This window comes from Collinsella sp. LCP19S3_H3, assembly GCF_052119145.1.
Taxonomy (GTDB): Bacteria; Actinomycetota; Coriobacteriia; order Coriobacteriales; family Coriobacteriaceae; genus Collinsella.
On record NZ_JBQKFW010000011.1, the window covers coordinates 12,499 to 30,088 of the forward strand.

The 17,590-nt window shown below is 60.4% G+C and carries 13 protein-coding genes; 11 read left to right on the plus strand and 2 right to left on the minus strand.

Going from position 1 to position 17,590, the window contains the following annotated elements:
- Positions 1-8 precede the first annotated feature (8 nt).
- The 4 genes from brxL (at position 9) to ACTQZF_RS06825 (ending at position 5,964) form a co-directional block, all read left to right on the plus strand.
- Positions 9-2,345 (plus strand): protease Lon-related BREX system protein BrxL, encoded by a 2,337-nt coding sequence (brxL, locus tag ACTQZF_RS06810; protein ID WP_441554882.1) that lies wholly within the window; start codon positions 9-11, stop codon positions 2,343-2,345.
- 78 nt (positions 2,346-2,423) lie between these two features.
- Positions 2,424-3,788 carry a hypothetical protein gene (locus ACTQZF_RS06815; RefSeq protein ID WP_441554883.1) on the plus strand — a complete coding sequence of 455 codons (1,365 nt, stop codon included), beginning with the start codon at positions 2,424-2,426 and terminating at the stop codon, positions 3,786-3,788.
- A gap of 27 nt (positions 3,789-3,815) precedes the next feature.
- Entirely contained in the window at positions 3,816-4,040 is a 225-nt protein-coding gene (locus tag ACTQZF_RS06820; protein WP_441554884.1) for a hypothetical protein, read from the plus strand.
- 349 nt (positions 4,041-4,389) lie between these two features.
- Positions 4,390-5,964: a hypothetical protein gene (locus ACTQZF_RS06825; protein WP_441554885.1), complete on the plus strand. Its 1,575-nt coding sequence runs from the start codon at positions 4,390-4,392 to the stop codon at positions 5,962-5,964.
- 114 nt (positions 5,965-6,078) lie between these two features.
- Here the strand turns inward: ACTQZF_RS06825 and ACTQZF_RS06830 are convergent, their stop codons facing one another.
- Positions 6,079-7,680 carry a potassium/proton antiporter gene (locus ACTQZF_RS06830; RefSeq protein ID WP_441554886.1) on the minus strand — a complete coding sequence of 534 codons (1,602 nt, stop codon included), beginning with the start codon at positions 7,678-7,680 and terminating at the stop codon, positions 6,079-6,081.
- A 325-nt stretch (positions 7,681-8,005) separates the two neighbouring features.
- On the opposite strand from ACTQZF_RS06830, the gene ACTQZF_RS06835 reads away from it, so the two are divergent.
- A complete protein-coding gene (locus tag ACTQZF_RS06835; RefSeq protein ID WP_441554887.1) occupies positions 8,006-8,845 on the plus strand; it encodes a metallophosphoesterase in 840 nt (279 codons plus the stop codon).
- A 317-nt stretch (positions 8,846-9,162) separates the two neighbouring features.
- On the opposite strand, the gene ACTQZF_RS06840 is transcribed toward ACTQZF_RS06835, so the two are convergent.
- Positions 9,163-10,743 carry a lipopolysaccharide biosynthesis protein gene (locus ACTQZF_RS06840; protein ID WP_441554888.1) on the minus strand — a complete coding sequence of 527 codons (1,581 nt, stop codon included), beginning with the start codon at positions 10,741-10,743 and terminating at the stop codon, positions 9,163-9,165.
- A 178-nt stretch (positions 10,744-10,921) separates the two neighbouring features.
- Between ACTQZF_RS06840 and ACTQZF_RS06845 the strand changes: the two genes are divergently transcribed.
- The 6 genes from ACTQZF_RS06845 to ACTQZF_RS06870 all read left to right on the plus strand — a co-directional run bounded on the left by ACTQZF_RS06845 (position 10,922) and on the right by ACTQZF_RS06870 (position 17,471).
- Positions 10,922-12,493, plus strand: a complete 1,572-nt coding sequence (locus tag ACTQZF_RS06845) for an L-lactate permease (protein ID WP_441554889.1) — start codon at positions 10,922-10,924, stop codon at positions 12,491-12,493.
- 262 nt (positions 12,494-12,755) lie between these two features.
- A complete protein-coding gene (gene pckA / locus ACTQZF_RS06850) occupies positions 12,756-14,426 on the plus strand; it encodes a phosphoenolpyruvate carboxykinase (ATP) (RefSeq protein WP_441554890.1) in 1,671 nt (556 codons plus the stop codon).
- A 224-nt stretch (positions 14,427-14,650) separates the two neighbouring features.
- Positions 14,651-15,370: a B3/B4 domain-containing protein gene (locus ACTQZF_RS06855; RefSeq protein ID WP_441554891.1), complete on the plus strand. Its 720-nt coding sequence runs from the start codon at positions 14,651-14,653 to the stop codon at positions 15,368-15,370.
- A gap of 163 nt (positions 15,371-15,533) precedes the next feature.
- Complete coding sequence (locus tag ACTQZF_RS06860; RefSeq protein ID WP_154515655.1) at positions 15,534-15,983, plus strand: MarR family winged helix-turn-helix transcriptional regulator; 450 nt, start codon at positions 15,534-15,536, stop codon at positions 15,981-15,983.
- Between the two features lie 119 nt (positions 15,984-16,102).
- Entirely contained in the window at positions 16,103-16,957 is an 855-nt protein-coding gene (locus ACTQZF_RS06865) for a DegV family protein (RefSeq protein ID WP_441554892.1), read from the plus strand.
- Between the two features lie 193 nt (positions 16,958-17,150).
- Positions 17,151-17,471 carry an MGMT family protein gene (locus tag ACTQZF_RS06870; protein ID WP_154515649.1) on the plus strand — a complete coding sequence of 107 codons (321 nt, stop codon included), beginning with the start codon at positions 17,151-17,153 and terminating at the stop codon, positions 17,469-17,471.
- The last annotated feature ends 119 nt before the right edge of the window (positions 17,472-17,590 follow it).

Genomic DNA, 17,590 nt, shown 5'->3' on the forward strand with positions numbered 1-17,590 from the left:
TGTGCCCTATGATTGATAGCCATGACGACAATCTGTGGGAAGTTCCCTCGATTGATGTGGATGTGCCCGTGGAGGCTGCGGCGTCCGTTGAGGCTGCGGCGCCTGCCCCGGAGCCGGTGGAGGCCGTCGCGCCCGTTGAGGCTGCCGCGCCCGCCGAGGGTGAATCCTCAAGCGATGGCTATGACCAAGCTGCGGCCGAGGCCCCCGAGGACGACGGCTACGACATGGATGGGCTGGACGGCAAGCTGCTCGAGCACTTTGCTGGCAAGATCGTGCGCAAGGACCTGACGGCCCTTATGAAGCGCGGCGCAAACGTGCCAACCTTTGTGCTTGAGTATCTGCTGGGCATGTACTGCTCAACCGATGACGAGGAAGCCGTGGCAGAGGGCCTGGATCGCATCCGCAGGATCCTCACCGATAACTACGTGCGTCCCGACGAGTCCGAGCGCATTAAGTCCAAGATTCGCGAACTGGGCCGCTTTACCATCATCGATAAGGTGACGGCCAAGCTCGACGAGTACAAAGATATCTACGTGGCGTCGTTTGCCAACCTGACCATCGAGCCGTTTGTGATGCCGGCCGAGTACGTGCGCGACTATTCCAAGATTCTGCAGGGTGGCATTTGGTGCATTATGAGCATCGAGTATCGTCATCCCGTGGATGAGGAAGACGAGTTTGGCATGGAGGTCTTTGGCGACGATGCGCCGCGCCGCTCCAAGGCCAAGCGCAAAAAGCGCGGCCCAGAGGACTCTCCGTTTAGTGTGGCGTCGCTCACGCCCATCCAGATGCCCAACCTGGACCTGGATGCCATGATCGACGAGCGCCAGTATTTCTCGCGCGACGAGTGGCTCAACATGCTGCTGCGCTCAGCTGGCTACGAACCCAGCGAGCTTTCCGAGAAAGAGCGCCTGCACTTTATCGAGCGTATGGTGCCGCTCATCGAACGCAACTACAACCTGTGCGAGCTGGGTCCCCGCGGCACCGGCAAGAGCCATATCTACAAAGAGGTCTCGCCCTACGCCATCTTGCTCTCTGGCGGCCAGACCACCACGGCCAACCTGTTCGGCCGCATGAACTCCATGCGCGCCGATCGCGTGGGCCTGGTGGGCCACTGGGATTGCGTGACGTTCGACGAGGTCGCCGGCATGCGCTTTAAGGACACCAATGCCGTGCAGATCATGAAGGACTACATGGCGAGCGGCAGCTATGCGCGCGGCCGCGACCAGATTAACGCCGATGCCTCCATGGTCTTTGAGGGCAACATCAACGACACCGTGCAAAACGTCCTTAAGACCACGCACCTGTTTGATCCGTTTCCGCCGGAGTTTAACAACGATTCGGCCTTCTTCGACCGTATCCACTATTACCTGCCGGGCTGGGAGATTCCCAAGATGCGCTCGAGCCTGCTGACCGGGCATTATGGCTTGATTACCGACTGCCTGTCGGAGTTTTGCAAGGAGATGCGCCGCAAGGACTTTACGCACCATATCGACCGTTACTTCCGCTTTAACAGCGACTTTAACAAGCGCGACGAGATCGCCGTGCGCAAGACCTTTAGCGGCCTGGCCAAGCTGCTGTTTCCCGACGAGGCCATGGACAAGGACGACGTGCGCTGGCTGCTGGACTACGCCATCGAGGGTCGTCGCCGCGTAAAGGAGCAGCTCAAGATTATGGCGGGCGTTGAGTTTATCGACGTCAACCTGGGCTATATGGATGCCGACAACCCGCAGGACGTGCACGTGGTGCGCGTGCCCGAGCAGAGCGAGGACACGCTGATTCCCGACGGGCCGCTGCTGTCCGGTCATGTGTTTGGCGTGGGCAGATCGCAGGGCGGTGAGGTTGCCGTGTACAAGCTGGAGAACAAGGCCGTTGCCGGCGAGTGCAAGTTTAAGCACGAGGGCGTGGCCTTTAACAAGCCGGTGCGCGATACCCTGGAGGCCGCGTTCGACAACTTTGTGAACCTGGCGAACCGCGTGGCGCCGGGCATGCACATTGGCTCCAAGGATTACCTGCTGTTCTATAACGACCTGCAGAGCAAGGGCCTGTCCGAGGAAGTTTCGCTCGCCGAGTTTGTGGGCCTGTGCTCCGCGGCGTGCAACCGCCCGGTGATGCCTGCGCTGGCGATTCCGGGAATCTTGCGCATGTCGGGCTCTATGGACGAGATCCGTGGGCTCGAGGACATTATGCGCGTGGCCAAAAACGCCGGCGCCAAGCGCGTGATTTTGCCGCTGAGTGCTATTGCGGGTTTGCAGAGTGTTTCGTCCGAGATTATCTCGGGCCTGAGCCCGGTGTTCTACATGGATGGCGACCCGGTCGACGCCGCGAAAAAGGCTCTGGATCTGTAGGAGTGCGGGCGAGCGGGGCGTCCGGTGTTCGGGTGCCCCGCGGGCATGTGGGTGCGTAGTGCGTGAGGAGGCCTTGCTATGGCGGGCGAGCGTTCTGTTGGTGAGCTGCTCGACGAGCTGTTTGGCTTTGAGTCGGTAGCCAAGCGTCAGACGGCGCTTGAGCAGTACGATCGCGGGGAGCTGGTGCGCAAGGCGCGCTCCCGCGAGCTGCTGAGCGTGCTTAGGGGCGTCGAGGCTGCCGAGCACGCTGCGCGCGACTCTGCCGTGCGGGCTGTTGATACGTACGTGCGCCGTGTTGAGGGTGCGGCCCTTGCGCGGGCTCGTAAGCAGGCGGGCATTGTCGGTCCGCTGCAGATGGAGCGCCGCTATGCTGCCTTTTTGCGCATGGAGGACAAGGCCGAGCTGCTGGCCCGTTTGGAGCAGACGCTTGCGTTTATCGAGGTAAAGCTGCGTGCGAATACGGCGGACAAGGTTCGTGCGGCGTACGATGCTGCGGGGGCTATGGTGCTACGGGACGTGGCGCGCCTGAATGGCGTGCGCGTTGTGGATGCTGTGCCTTTGGATGCCGACCTGCTGTGTACGCAGCTGGAACAGTTGCGTTGTGCCGCCGATGCGACGGACCTTGCGGGTATGATCACAGCGACGTTTGAGTCCGAGCTGAGTGCGACAGGGTCGCAGGGCGCTGGCGGGTCTGCGAGTGATGTTGCTGGCGATGTTGCTGGTGACGTGGCGTTGGAGCGCGAGCTTACCAACGTGCGCGGCGCTGCGCAGCGAGCGCGCTTGGCGGCGCAGGCATATCGGGCCGAGCGTGCCGCCCGCGTTGCGGGGAGCACGGTGGAGCCTTCGGGGCTGCCCGAGCCTGCGTGCGTTGCGTGCGAGGCGGCGTGCGATGCCGGTTTGCTTTTCGAGTTGCTCGCTCAGGTTAAGAAGTCGTTTGAGACCTACCGTCGTATTGTTGCCGACGGCGGGTTGTTCTGTGCGTTTGGCTCTGGCTCGCCGCATGGGATTTGCAGGGGCTCGAGCTATTTCGACTACGATTCTCGGCTTGACGAAGACGTGCTGGTGGGCGAGTACGACGGCGCTACCAGGCATGATGTTCGGCGTGAGGTTCCGATTCCCGAGCTGGTGGATGAGGCTTCGGCCGAGGGCGGCGATTCGCTCGAGGTCGCCGTGGTGCGCATGCGGGAGTTTAACGGGCGTCGCTACGATGGTGTGCTGGATGAGGACCCCACGCGCCATGTGAATGCGTTTTGGTATGGACTCAAAAAGCTCAGTCAGTATTGCGAGGCCGCCGTGCGTGTGGACGAACGCGCTTGGGATTGCTTTATCGATAAGGTGCAGTTCGCCTACGATGAGCCCGTGGGGCGTTTGGCCACTCAAATGGACGACAAGCAGATTGCGGCTTTTGTTGCTGCTGTGGATAAGCTTAGCGCTGCTGAGTAGGGACCTGGCTCGGTAGGAGGTTACACCATGAAGATCGATGTGGACGTAGATCAGCTGCGCGAGAGTCTGCTCGATCGCGCGGGGAGTGCAGCAGGCGTGGGCTTTCCGGCTGCCATGCTCGACGTAGTGGATATCGAGGACGAGTCGCCCCAAGAGCTCCTAGCCCGAGCCGAACGCGAAGGCCTCGACCTCCGCGACTTTGCCGCGGGCGACGATACGGACTACGACTACGGCGCGGACGACGGCTGGTAGCCACAGCCACCCCTCAACCTTATCCCCTCAATAACTTGCGGTGAAATAGGGACTAAATTGCGCTTTGGAGTGCATAAACAGTCCCTACATCACCGCTACTTTTTTGATTTGTGCCGTTATTAAAGTCTGTGGTAACGTTCGGGGCTCAAAAGGTACCGCTCGCACTTGTTGCTCAACAAATGGCGTGGTCAGCTGGGCTAAGTTAACACATGTCGACATTGGTCGCGGGACTGCCTGCCATGGGTGAACTCACTTAATTACGTGACAAGCATCCTGAATGTGGCGTTATGCGCTTTTCCGGACAAGGCCTATCGACCATTCGATTTGTCTCAGCACGAAAGGACGAGCAATGTACACACCCCATCAAAGTATTCTGATTTACAGCACGAAAGATGCTCGGGATGCTATTCTTGGGCAAATGGCTGACAACCTGAATGCATCTTTCGAGATTCCTGAGGATCCTCGGGCGGGGGTTTCGTTTTCTGGTGATAGCCGTCAATTGTTTGATCTTTTGGGCTGTAGCGAGACTGACCACATTGGCCCCGATTCCCATAACGTTTATTTCGGACGTGACGATTACATTTCCGAGTGGAAGGGTCGGGAGCGCAAATTTGGCGATATCGTACGGCTTGAACTGCTTATTGAATGTAAAGTCGATTGGTATGGCAATGCCGTCGATTTGGATATCGAAGAGGTTGTCAATCTCCTCCCAAACGTTTTGAAGGGCATTTCTTGTGCCGTCGATGTCTATGACTGTTGCACTGGCTGTCCCAAGTACGACAGTCCTCTCTTTCATAATGGGCAGACAAATGAGCTAGCTCAGGTCAAGTTTTCACCCGATGACCTCCGCCATGCGAATAAAAAAGGTTTTGCATATGATAAACACCTTATTCACGGCTATCGGGCCAACGCCGTTGCAGCCCTTTGCTCGCGGCTATTGTTCGGAAAATGCGATCATGTCGATCCGCCCTACTTTGCCTCTCTGGTTGCCGATAACGATGTCGAGAAGATTACGGCCATTGTGGAAGATCCCGACTATGCGTTTATTGAGGACTACATTGAATGGGACAAGCTCTTCAAAAAAGGCCATTTCGACGGAGCTATGACAATACTGAGGCTGAAGGATGTAAAGCGGACCATGAAGCAGCCCGGGTTGCTGCTCGCGCACTTTGTTGCACTCGACGATATTGATAGCGTCGAAGTAATTCTTGATAAGGTCTCTATAGGCAAGCGTTCTAAAACTGGTATCTGCAAAGAGCTGCGCAAATATGCCGATAATGCCTCCAAGCAGCTTGTTATCGACCGCCTTGAGCTGCCAGAAGAGGAAGCACGCTATGACGACCCCAATTTGAGGGATCCGCTTGAGCCGGTAAAGCCCTGTGCCGGCTATTTTGAGGCCGAAACGCAGTACCTCGGTGTTCGCGTGACTCTAAAGGACGGAACGGTTCTAAAGGATGGCACGATTGACTATTGGCAGTACATAGGCGTCAAGGCGACAAAGCAGAGAAACGAAGCGCGCCAAAAGCTGTTCGGCCTCTGTAAAACCGGCAACGATGTCGTTCGCGCGCTCTGCGTAATGTTCCCCACTTCCACAGAGTGGGTCAAGACTGTTAAGACCGCCAATAGGCCGCTGGAAAAGGAAGCTTTCTGCGGCTTGCTCGGCGATGTTGCGCGAGGGTTGAAGGCAGTCGAATCCGTCGACCAGATTGACAATATCGTGGCGCTGGGAAGAACATACGGCCCAGACTTTTCGGTGACGACCGACATCGACCCGCAGCTTGACACGTTCTATGAGCCCACATGTTTTGACGACGGCGGAGTGTCCGGCTGGAGCGCGATCGATATGTATGACGACTTTACCGAGAACGCATGGGACCTCAAGTGGGATTTCACCACAGGGGAGTGCGTTTACGACAAAGGCTAGGGCGTTGAACGCAACGGCCCCTGCGGGACGATGCCGAGCGATTGCCTGGGGTTATATGGGGGGTGGCAATGCACGCCCCCCATGCTTTTCGAGTTCGCTGAAATCGGCCTGTGGCTACGATGCCAGCGTGGCGATGACGGCTTCGTCGCCGGCGTATATGAGGGTGTTGCCGTCGGGGATGATCGTTTGGCCGTCGCGTTTGAGCATTACCACAATGAACGGGTGCTTGCCTTGCGGCACATCGCGGAGACGCTGGCCGGCCAGGCGACCGTGGGGCGTCACGGTGACCTCGCGCAGTGTAACCTCGGCACGTTCTTCAAACGTTGGCGCGGCCATCACCAGCAGGTCACCTTCCTCGATGACGGTATCGCCGTTGGGCAGCACCGGGTGCGCGCCGTCGCGCAGTACCAGGGCTACGAGCATGTCCGTGGCACTGCCGATGTCCGCGAGCGAGCGACCGGCAAACGGATGGCCCGCGCCCACCTTGAGCTTGACGAACGACATGCCGTCCTCGTCGCGGTAATCGTTAAAGGTTCGGCGCACGTCGCCGGCCGCATCGATCATGTCGAGCTTCTTTGCCACCGCAGGCAGCAGCGAGCCCTGCACCACAATGCTCGCCACGGCAATCACAAACACCAGGTCAAACAGGTCGTGCCCACCGGGAACGCCGGCCACCACGGTAAAGAGGCTAAACACGACCGAAGCCGCGCCGCGCAGGCCCGCCCAGCTTACGAGTGCGACCTGGCGAGGATTGGACTTAAAGGGCGCCAACAGCAGACCGACGGCGATGGGGCGGCTCACAAAGAGCATAAACGCCATGAGCGCCAGGCCCGGTAGCAGCACTTGCGGCAGGCGCGCGGGCGTCACGAGCAGGCCGAGCAAAAAGAAGATCGTCATCTCTGCCATCTCGGTGAGGGTGTCAAAGAAGTGCGCCAGCTCGACCTTACCGGTGATGTCGCTCGCACCCAGCACAATGCCGGCAAGGTACACGGCTAAAAAGCCGTTGCCGCCTAGGTAGCTCGGCAGCGCGTAGGCGACGATCGCCACGGCGAACAAAAAGATGGTCTGCGCGCCCTCGGCCGTTGCGTGTGCGCGCTCGATCAAGCGGCCCGATGCCCAGCCGATGACAAGGCCCAGGCCCACACCCAGGATGATCTGCTTGGCCAGCAGCACGGGGATGTTGATGTCGCCGCCGGCCGCAAGGGTTGCAAGCACGGCGGTGAGCATGTAAGCGACGGGGTCGTTGGAGCCCGATTCGACCTCGAGCAGCGAGTCGGTGCCACCTCTCAGCGAAAGGTTGTGCTCGCGCAGCACGCTAAAGACGCTCGCTGCGTCGGTCGACGACACGACCGAGCCCAGCAGCAGGCCGCCGATCCAGTCGAAGCCCAGTGCGAAGTGCGCAAAGGCGCCGGTGATGCCGGCGGTGACGACGACGCCGAGCGTGCTCAGCAGCACCGCGGGCACGGCGACAGGTTTGGCGCGGTCGATATTGGTGTTAAAGCCGCCGTAGAACATGATGAACAGCAGCGCCGTGCTGCAGACGGTTTCGGTGAGCGCGTAGTCGCTAAAGTCGATGTGCGCCGGACCGTTGACGCCCAGCAGCATGCCCAGCGCGATGAAGATGAGCAGGGTGGGGAAGGGGAGCTTTTTGCCGACGGGTTTGATGGTCAGGCACAAAATGATGACGAGGCCTATAAAGAGAAGTATCTGGTTCATGGATAGTGTCCGCTCCTGGGTGGCTGGCGTGGCACGGTCAGTTATCTGCGGTTATTTGTACCCAAAGATGGTGGGTTTATGGGGGCGGATTACGGGCGTGTGCGTTTTCGACACGAGGCTGCGGCGTGTGCGAAGCTGGTCGGGAATCAGCTGCCGGCGGTGCACCGAGAACGGCGCGCGCGGGCGTGCGGCCGCTAACGACCGTTGGCGACGCGGGGCTCTTCCCAGCTTTATTGCAACGGAGTACAATGGGTAACGTTTAAGTTCAACTTGAAGTTTTAGTTGTGGCTCCGGGCTTCGGCCGTAATGCAGGGAAAGGCGTTCCATGGCGATCTATGTGACATCCGATGCTCACGGGCACGTGCGCGCGCTGGACGAGGCCCTTTCCAAGATCTCGCTGGCGTCCGACGACACGCTGTACGTGTTGGGCGACATGATCGATCGCGGTCCCGATCCGGTCGGCGTCATCAACTTGGTGCGATCGCTGCCCAACGCTCACGTGCTTAAGGGCAACCACGAGCAGATTATGCTCGACGCGATCATTGGCCAGGACCCGCTTGATGCCGAGACCTGGGACATCAACGGCGGTTGGACCACGCGCCAGCAGCTCAACGAAATGGAGTTTGAGGCATACGAGGAGCTGGTGCGCTGGGCTGCCGCCCTGCCGCTCTATGCGGTGGCAGAGACTGCCGAGCGACCGTATCTGCTGGTGCACGCCGGTATTCAGACCGAGGCGGCGCGCGCGTTTTTGCTTGAGCATGGTGTCGATTGCGGTGACGGCAGAGGAGCGGTCGATGCCGATAGCGAGTTGCTGCAGCAAATGCTCGCCGTGCAGTCGTCCGATGACTTGCTCTGGATTCGCCATGGCTATTGGGATGCCCCGACGGGGCTGCTATCTGCCGAGGGCAAGGGTCCGGTCGTGGTGAGCGGCCACACGCCCACGGTGTCGCTGGGGCGCTATTGCGAGGTCGGCGGCCTGGCAGGGCTCGATGAGGAGTCGGGCCGCGGACAGATGGTGCGCCTGGGCGGCGAGGATACCGCCGGCGTTCCCGACCGCATCGACATCGACTGTGCCGCCGCCACCGGCTCCGAGTTCGGCCGCGTCGGCATCCTGCGCCTGGATGATGGTGCGGAGTTCTATGCGAACATTCTGCCCGGCGAATAATCGGTGCAAAGGGTAGTTAATTTGGGACGGGGCTTTTTTGACTACTTTTGCCCTTCTGCCCATCAAATGATTTTTCTGGGACGTGGATTAAGTAATCATTTGGCTGCCCGCTGGCTAAGTGAGTAGACTTTTTTGGAAATGCCGAGCACCCAACATATTTGCCTCAATAAAACCGCAGGTCACAGACTTGTGCTTTGTCGGTGTGGTCGGGGATTCGGTAAAAGTCTACTCACTTAGTTTTGCGTGATGTATATTGTCCGCAACAAGACCCCAGCCCGGGTAATTCCATCGCAAATTCCGGTGGCCGAGGCAGCTAATTAGACACCGTACGGGTTGCGGGCTCGTTCTATGCGCTGGCGAATGTGGGCGTACTCGACAATCAATAGCACCAGCAGTAGGGCCATGATAGCCAGGTAGCTCACGACGGCACCCATCAGCCCCAGTAGGTTGATGAGGACCATCGGTACCACCACGCTCACGGCAAAGCAAATGAGGTAGATCTTGGTGACATCGCCGGCGTGGCGCAGCACTGTGATAATGGCGTAGATAAAATCGATGGCTGCGGTGATGCCGCCGGCGACGACCATCAGCAGCGCCAATGTGCGGTAGCGCTCAAAGTTGAGGCCGTACATAAAGCTCATAAGGGGAATGCCGGGGCCTGCCATAAACGCGGCGCATGCGCCAGTGATAACCACGATCAGCGCCATGACGGCGACAATAATTAAGTCAAAGCGGCGACGCTTGCGCGGGTTAGCCCAAATGCTCGACAAACGCAAGAGCTGCGGTTTATAGATAAAACCAACGCTCAGCAAAATGGCCTGCGCCGGAAAGAACAAGGCATTAAAATACAGCTGATATTTGTAGGCCAGCGTGCCTTCCATCACAAATTTGGGCATGCTCTCGATAAGGTTGAACAAAAAGAGAGCGCCAAAGAGCGGGGCGCACTGCGCAAAAAGGCGGCCGACTTCGCGTATGCTCACGCGACGCGATTTTTCGGTTTCGAGCAGGGCGAGCGGGGCGGTGACCAGCACGAGTGAGGCAATGGCGGCGACGCCCATGGCCATGGCCGCGATGGGCATGCTGCGCGTAAGGAACAGCGCCACGCTAAAGACCGCGATGACGCCGGCGGAACGCAGCGTTTGGCTCATGCCGGCCAAATAGAGCTTGTCGGCCTGCTGCAGGCGGCCCTCGTACACGTCGGCGATACCGTCGATCACCTTATAGAGGTAGACGCCCAGGCCGATCGTCGCCATCTGCGCGTCATAGCCGCGGGCGCTGCTGTACATGAGGCCGCAGCCTAGGGCGAGAGCTCCGCAAAGCCAGCGGTTGAGCTGGTAGGAGGCAAAGGACGTCTTCTCGTCGATGTCCGAGACCTGAAAATTGCGCACGCCGTAGTTGCACGCGATCATGATGAGCGTGCCGGTGACAAAGGCGATGGAGAACTTGCCGGCTTCCTCGGCGCCCACGAGTTGCGTGGACACGATAGTGAGCAGCGGAAACGCCATGCCCCACACGGCGGTGCCCAGGGTATTCCAAAGGTAGTCGCGGCTGGTGGCGTGCTCCTCGTATTCGGCTTCTTGCGTGGAGAAACCGCCGCCGTAGACGGCGCCGAGCAGGCGGTTCCACCAGGCGTTGACCATACGGCGGACGGGACCGGGCTGGCGATCGCGCTCGCGCCGACGACGCGTGGCTTGGCCGCTATTTGGACCGCCGGCGTTACGCTGGCTTAGCTCTTGGATGCGCGCGAGCTCCTCGGCGGTGTGCGATGCGGGGAACAGGCCGTTCTCGATGCGGCCGCCCTGGGCCTTTGCGGTGCCGCCTCTCGATACAGCGGGGTTGGCGATGCCGTTGCGGCGGGCGATGGCGCGGCGGATGCTATCGAGGGGCGAGATGCTCAAGGCGGAGTCCTTTCTATTGCTGCGTTCTAGTATAGACGCGACGGTGTCACTCATGTTTTTGAACGGATTGTTCAATATTTTCGGGGGGCGGCAGTAAATTGTCGGTGAGCGTGCGGTATCCTGTTGAAGTTATGTGATACCACGATGCCGCCCGCGCGGCACCAAGGAGCTTCTACCTATGGACGTCGCCGCATTCTTGCTGGCTCTTGTGCCGATCATTTGGCTTGTCGTGATGCTGCTGTGCTTTAAATGGCCAGCTTGGAAAGCCGCCATCGGATCGTTTGTCCTTTCGTGCGTGCTTGCCTTCGCATGGTGGCACCTGCCGGCAGCGCAGATCGCGACCGCCTCGCTCGAAGGCTTTTTGATGGCCCTGTGGCCCATCGTTTTGGTAATCATCGCCGCGGTGTTCACGTATAACCTGTGCGTTCGCACGGGCGCCATGGACGTAATCGGCAGCATGATCACCTCCATCAGCAGCGATCGCCGTCTGCTGGCGCTGCTTGTGGCCTGGTGCTTTGGTGGCTTTATGGAGGGCATGGCCGGTTTTGGCACCGCCGTCGCTATTCCCGCCGGCATGCTCGCGGGCCTGGGCTTTGAGGCCGTGCCCGCCGTGCTCATCTGTCTGCTGGCCAACGGCGTGCCCACGCCCTACGGCTCCATTGGCATTCCCACGGTGTCCGTTGCCGGTCTGGTGGGCCTGGATCCGCTACATTTGGCGACCGTTCAGATGGTGCAGCTGGCGCCTTTCTTTGTGATGATGCCGCTGTTTATCGTGCTGGTTGCGGGTCGTGTCGCCGATGACCAGGGTAATGTTGCGGGCGTTGCCGAGCGCCTGAACGGCGTGGCGGGCATCGCCGTGCTCTCCGGCGTGTCCTTTGCCGGTGCGGCTCTTGTCGTTGCTATGTTTGTGGGTCCCGAGCTTGCCGTCGTCGTCGGTTCCATCGTTTCGCTCGCGCTGACAGCTGCGCTTGCCATGCGTGCCGAGAAGTCGGGGCATCTGGACGCACGCTTCCACATGAATATCGAGGCCGGCGAGCAGCTCACCGCTAAGTCGGCGCTTTCGGCTTGGTCGTGCTTCATCCTGATCTTTGTGCTGCTGTTGGGAACGTCTAACCTGGTGCCTGCCGTGCATGCTGCGCTCGCACCGTTTGCGAGCCAGGTGCAGGTGTATTGCGGCGAGAACCCCGGCACGCTCACGTTTTCGTGGATCAACACGCCGGGCGTCTGGATTTTCCTGGCGGCGTTTGTCGGCGGCGCCATTCAGGGTGCTTCGCCGCGCTTGATGGGCAAGGTACTGGCCGCGACCGTCAAGCAGATGATGCCGACGGTCATTACCATGCTTTCGGTTCTGGGCTGTGCCAAGGTTATGGGCTATGCGGGCATGATCTCTTCGATCAGCGCGTTTTGCATTGCGGTCGCCGGTGGCCTGTACCCGATTCTGGCTCCGTGGATCGGCGCGGTCGGTGCGTTCGTGACCGGTTCGGGCACGTCTTCTGGCATGCTGTTTGGTCCCATCCAGAGCCAGGCTGCCACCGCGCTGGGCGTGAGCGACTACTGGATGGTCGCGCTGAACGCGCTTGGCGTCGCCGCCGGCAAGATGATCTCGCCGCAGACGCTTGCCATCGGCCTGGCCGCTGTGCACGTGCGCGGCAAGGATGCCGAGCTCTTGGGCGCGGTCCTGCCCTACGCCGCCGGCATGCTGGTCCTTATGAGCGCCATCGCCATGCTTGGCCAAGGCTTGCCGCTATAGTTGGCACTTAGGGACGTTCCTTTTGTGCCGGCATCCGGGGACACTCCTTGAATGTTGCCTGTTCAAGAGTGTCCCCAACGACTCGTCGTTTAAGAACGTCCCCAATGACTACCCAATGACTAGGCCGCTTGCCTGCGATTTTTGACCGTTGGGCGGGCTTGCCGCCCTTGCCGCAAAAACGTTTTTGCATATCGGGTACAACGGGCTTTACGTGAGTAAAGTGCGCGCCGCGCCCGCGTGACGCGCTTTTAAAGGAGGCCCCATGCCTGGTGTTACCCCTGCAGAAGTTCTGTCCAACTTTGGTATTACGCTGGTCGAAGATCCCGCCGAGAATCAGCCGCGTCTGCTGGTCGATCTACCTGCTGCGGAGCTCGTCGAGCACGCCATCCGCCGTGAAGAGGGCCGCATGGCATCCAACGGCGCGCTGGTAATCGAGACGGGGGAGCGCACCGGCCGTTCTCCCAACGATCGCTTTATCGTTGACACCCCCGATGTTCACGACAAGATCGCCTGGGGCGCCGTCAACCGCCCGCTTTCGATTGAGAGCTACGAGGCCATCAAGGCCGGCATCGTTGACTACCTCAACGAGCGCGACGTGTTCGTCACCCGCGGCATGGCCGGTGCCGACCGCAACCACACGCGTCGCCTGCTCGTTGCCTGCGAGCGCGCGAGCCAGGCGCTCTTCATTAAGCAGATGCTCGCCCGTCCGCTCGCTCGCGAAATTGCGCGCACCGGCGAACCGGACTTTTGCGTGCTCGCGGCACCTGGGTACCAGTGCGACCCCGCCATCAAGGGCCTCAACTCCAGCGCCGCCGTGGTCATCAACTTCCAGGATCGCGTGATTCTGGTTGCCGGCACCGGCTACTCCGGTGAGATTAAAAAGTCCATCTTCAGCGTCATGAATTACCTGCTGCCCGTCGAGGACGATGTGCTGCCCATGCATTGCTCGGCCAGCATGGATCCCGTCACGCACGAGACCGCCGTGTTCTTTGGCCTGTCCGGCACCGGCAAGACCACGCTTTCGGCCAATCCCACGCGCCTGCTGATCGGCGACGACGAGCACGGTTGGTCCGACATGGGCATCTTCAACATCGAGGGCGGCTGCTACGCCAAGTGCGAGGGCCTGGACGAGTTTCACGAGCCCGAGATCTTCAACGCCGTTCGCTTTGGCGCGATCTGCGAAAACGTGGTGCTCGACGAGAACCGCAAGCCCAACTACGATGACGTCTCGATCACGCACAACACGCGCGTTGCCTATCCCGTCGAGCATATCCCCAACGCGTGGACCAAGGGCATGGGCACCACCCCGAGCGTCGTGCTGTTTTTGACCTGCGATGCCTTTGGCGTGCTGCCGCCTATCTCGCGCCTGACGGCCGATGCCGCCATGTATCACTTTGTGACGGGCTTCACCGCCAAGATCCCCGGTACCGAGGTCGGCGTCACCGAGCCCACGCCTACGTTCTCCTCGCTGTTCGGAGAGCCGTTTATGCCGCTCGATCCCATGGTCTACGCCAAGATGCTCGGCGAGCGTATCGCCGACGGTCGCACCCGCGTCTATCTGCTCAACACCGGCTGGATTGGCGGCGGTTATGGCGTGGGCCATCGCATCGAGCTTGCCTACACGCGCGCCCTGGTCGCACGCGCCCTCGACGGTACCATCGAGGACAGCGAGTTCTTGCACGACGATATCTTTAATGTCGACATTCCCACCACGTGCCACGGTGTGCCGGACGGCATCCTGGTGCCGCGCCAGTACTGGCAGAGCACAGCGCGCTACGACGAGGCTGCGCACAACCTGGCGGTGATGTTCGAGGAGAACTTCGAGAAGAAGTACTCGCACCTGCCCGAGTCCGTCAAGGCCGCCGGCCCGCACGCTCAGGTGTCCGCCGAGGCCCGCCATCGCGGCCGCGGCCTGCTGGGACTCCGCCACTAGCGTCGCCTCGAGTCCATATCCACCACAAAGAGGCAGGCGCCTTTGTGGTGGTTTTGCTCGTGTGGATGACTCGGGTTACAATGCGCCTGACATATCGTCCCCTTCTCCGGATGGGGGCAGCGTAAGCGCTCTTGTGACGGCACCGTAGGACTTTGAAGGTGGCCGTTGTAAGGGCGCTTTTTGTTTAGGCGCTCGCGTTGGCGCGAATTGCGAAAGGAGCACGTATGAAGGGCTTTGTTGCCGAGGATTCATTTTGGGAGCTATTTCCACAGGCGGCGGTCGGTGTTGTGGTCGTGGAGGGCATGAAGCCCGCGGCTCAGATTCCTCAAGAGGACGTGTACGCGATTGCGGCGCTGCTCGATCGCGCCAATATCGATGCGGAGCGTCATCTGACAAGCGATACCATCAGCGAGAACGCGCCGGTCAAGGCTTGGCGCGAGGCCTATCGCCTGTTCAAGACTAAAAAGGGCGCCCGCTGCTCGATCGAGAACTTGCTCAAGCGCGTGCTCAAGGGCAAGCCGGTCGGTCATATCACACCGGCGGTGGATATTTACAACACGGTGTCGCTGACCTATGCGCTGCCCGTGGGAGGCGAGGATTTGCACGCGATTGAGGGAGACCTTCGCTTGAAGGTGACCGACGGTGGCGATGCGTTCCTGCCGCTTGGCGAGGAGGCGGATGACCCGACGCTGCCCGGCGAGCTCGCCTACATCGATGATGCGGGTGCCGTGTGCCGCTGCTGGAACTGGCGCGACGGCGTTCGAACGGCTCTGTCCGACGATTCTGCCGATGCGTTCCTGGCGATTGAGTGTGTTGAGCCCGAGCGGATGGGGGACTGTCAGGCCGCGATCGATCGCTTAGCCGAGCTGCTTGAGCGCTATCTGGGAGCGACGGTTGTCGTCAAGACGCTTGTGACCCGCGATAACCCGCGCGTGGAACTCTAGCTCGGGCCAAACCACCACACAAACCACCACAAAGGTGCTATCCCCTTTGTGGTGGTTTTTATGTTGATGAGTTAACAATTAGGGCGTTCGGGGCTTGCGATCGCTGGGTACGGCTAAGATGTTTACCCGTTAGCATCATGCAAGCGAAAGGCGGTCGTCTCCTATGCAGCAGAACGACGAGACACGTTTTGAGGACTTTGTCGGACTGATTAGCGGGCTCTACAAGGAGATCCAGCGCATTAAGGCATCTGAGGGCGCAAGGCTGGGCCTTAAGGGTTCCGATATCATGTGCCTGTACTATCTTGAGCGCAGCAAGGACGGCCTGACTGGTGCCGACCTCGCCCGCATGGCAGGCGTGACCCGCGCTGCCGTCTCGCGTACGCTGGCGCATCTGGAAGAGGGCGGCTACGTCGAGGTCGACGATTCGGGCGATGCCGCCGTTAAGTATCGTGCCCCGGTTCGCCTGACCACGTTGGGCGGCGAGAGCATGAATGAGGCCGATCGCATTATTCGCGAGGTGCTCGACGCCACCGGCAAGGCCATGGGCGTGGAGCAGCGCGAGCAGATGTACGCGTCGCTGCGTACGATTCTCGACACCCTGCGCGAGCTGTAGGGCCGCCTAGGCATTTGCTTCCCACTAACAACTGCATCGTCCCGTTTGAGCGCGTATACCGTGCCGGGGCATTGCTGTCAAAATTCCCTGCGCGGGACCTGTGCAAGAAAGGATTCGCTATGTCCGTCCGCATTATTACCGATTCCGCAAGCGATGTGTCGCCGGCGGAGCACCCGGCACTGGCTGTTTTGCCACTGTCCGTTACCTTTGGCACCGATGTGTACATGGATGGCGTCGACATCGATCACCAGCGCTTTTACGAGATGCTCGTGGAGCGCGATGAGCTGCCCAAGACCGGCCAGGTCAACCCGTACGCGTTTTCGCAGGCTATCGCCGAGGTTCGTGAAGCCGGCGATGAGGCCGTGATTATTACCGTGGGCGCTAAGCTTTCCGGCACCAATCAGAGTGCCCGTACCGCACTTGCCGAGGCACCGGGCGGCGATGTGTTCGTGGTGGACAGCAACAACGTCACCCTGGGCGAGCGCGTGCTGGTCGAGTATGCGCTGCGCTTGGTGGACGAGGGCCGTAGCGCGGCCCAGATCGCGGCGGCGGTCGAGGCCGTGCGCGACCGCGTGGTGGTTATCGGCCTGCTCGAGACGCTGGAGTACCTGGTGCGCGGCGGTCGCCTGTCTGCTGCGGCCGGCGCCGTGGGTACGCTGCTCAACGTAAAGCCCGTGGTGGCTGCCGAGGACGGTCTGATCGTGCAGCTGGGCAAGGCGCGCGGTTCCAAGAACGGTCGCAACCTGCTGAACCAAAAGGTCGAAAAGGCGGGCGGCGTCGACTTTTCCATGCCGCTGGCGCTCGGCTATACGGGCCTTTCGGATGCGGTGCTCAAGAAGTATATCGAGGACAGCGCCGCGCTGTGGGCTGGCCACACCGAGGGCGAGCTGCCCGTTCACACCATCGGCGCCACCATCGGCACCCATGTAGGCCCCGGTGCCGTAGCCGTAGCCTTCTTCCAGCCTGCCAACTAACCGACCTGCCAAAAAGGGACAGGTTTATTTTGGCAGGTTTTATCTGGGCAAACGCTACCTGCCATGCCATGTGATCCCTCGGCGATGACGGGGTTGCGGACCATCGGCCTCACGGAGGCCGCAAATGATCAGCAACCCTGCCGTCCCCGAGGGATCATTTGATTTATGCTGTTGCGGGCGGAAAGGAGCATCGATGGCGTCTGAGGGCTTTTTTGAGCGGGTGTACGAGGTAGTCGAGCAGATCCCTGAGGGGATGGTTGCCACGTACGGCCAGGTGGCGCTGCTCGCCGGCCGTCCACGAAGTGCGCGGTACGTGGGGTATGCCCTGCATAGCAATCCGCGCCCCGGCGAGATTCCCTGTCACCGCGTGGTGTTTGCCGATGGTCGCATTTGCGAGGGCTTTGCCTTTGGCGGTCCCGACGCTCAGCGCGAGCTCCTGCTGGGGGAGGGCGTGACGTTTGTCGACCCCATGCACGTCGACTTGGCTGCCTGTCGTTGGCCAGCAGGGCTCTAGCGGCTCTGCCGTGGCCAAAACCACCACAAAGCTGGCTGTCCTCTTTGTGGTGGAACGCTGGCTCCATTGATGTTTCCCCAGATAAAACCTGCCAAAATAAACCTGTCCCTAATTGGCAG

Excerpts from the sequence above, each read along its gene's own strand:
- brxL (WP_441554882.1), top strand. The coding sequence starts at position 9 with ATGATTGATAGCCATGACGACAATCTGTGGGAAGTTCCCTCGATTGAT.
- ACTQZF_RS06815 (WP_441554883.1), top strand. The coding sequence starts at position 2,424 with ATGGCGGGCGAGCGTTCTGTTGGTGAGCTGCTCGACGAGCTGTTTGGC.
- ACTQZF_RS06820 (WP_441554884.1), top strand. The coding sequence starts at position 3,816 with ATGAAGATCGATGTGGACGTAGATCAGCTGCGCGAGAGTCTGCTCGAT.
- ACTQZF_RS06825 (WP_441554885.1), top strand. The coding sequence starts at position 4,390 with ATGTACACACCCCATCAAAGTATTCTGATTTACAGCACGAAAGATGCT.
- ACTQZF_RS06830 (WP_441554886.1), bottom strand. The coding sequence starts at position 7,680 with ATGAACCAGATACTTCTCTTTATAGGCCTCGTCATCATTTTGTGCCTG.
- ACTQZF_RS06835 (WP_441554887.1), top strand. The coding sequence starts at position 8,006 with ATGGCGATCTATGTGACATCCGATGCTCACGGGCACGTGCGCGCGCTG.
- ACTQZF_RS06845 (WP_441554889.1), top strand. The coding sequence starts at position 10,922 with ATGGACGTCGCCGCATTCTTGCTGGCTCTTGTGCCGATCATTTGGCTT.
- pckA (WP_441554890.1), top strand. The coding sequence starts at position 12,756 with ATGCCTGGTGTTACCCCTGCAGAAGTTCTGTCCAACTTTGGTATTACG.
- ACTQZF_RS06855 (WP_441554891.1), top strand. The coding sequence starts at position 14,651 with ATGAAGGGCTTTGTTGCCGAGGATTCATTTTGGGAGCTATTTCCACAG.
- ACTQZF_RS06860 (WP_154515655.1), top strand. The coding sequence starts at position 15,534 with ATGCAGCAGAACGACGAGACACGTTTTGAGGACTTTGTCGGACTGATT.
- ACTQZF_RS06865 (WP_441554892.1), top strand. The coding sequence starts at position 16,103 with ATGTCCGTCCGCATTATTACCGATTCCGCAAGCGATGTGTCGCCGGCG.
- ACTQZF_RS06870 (WP_154515649.1), top strand. The coding sequence starts at position 17,151 with ATGGCGTCTGAGGGCTTTTTTGAGCGGGTGTACGAGGTAGTCGAGCAG.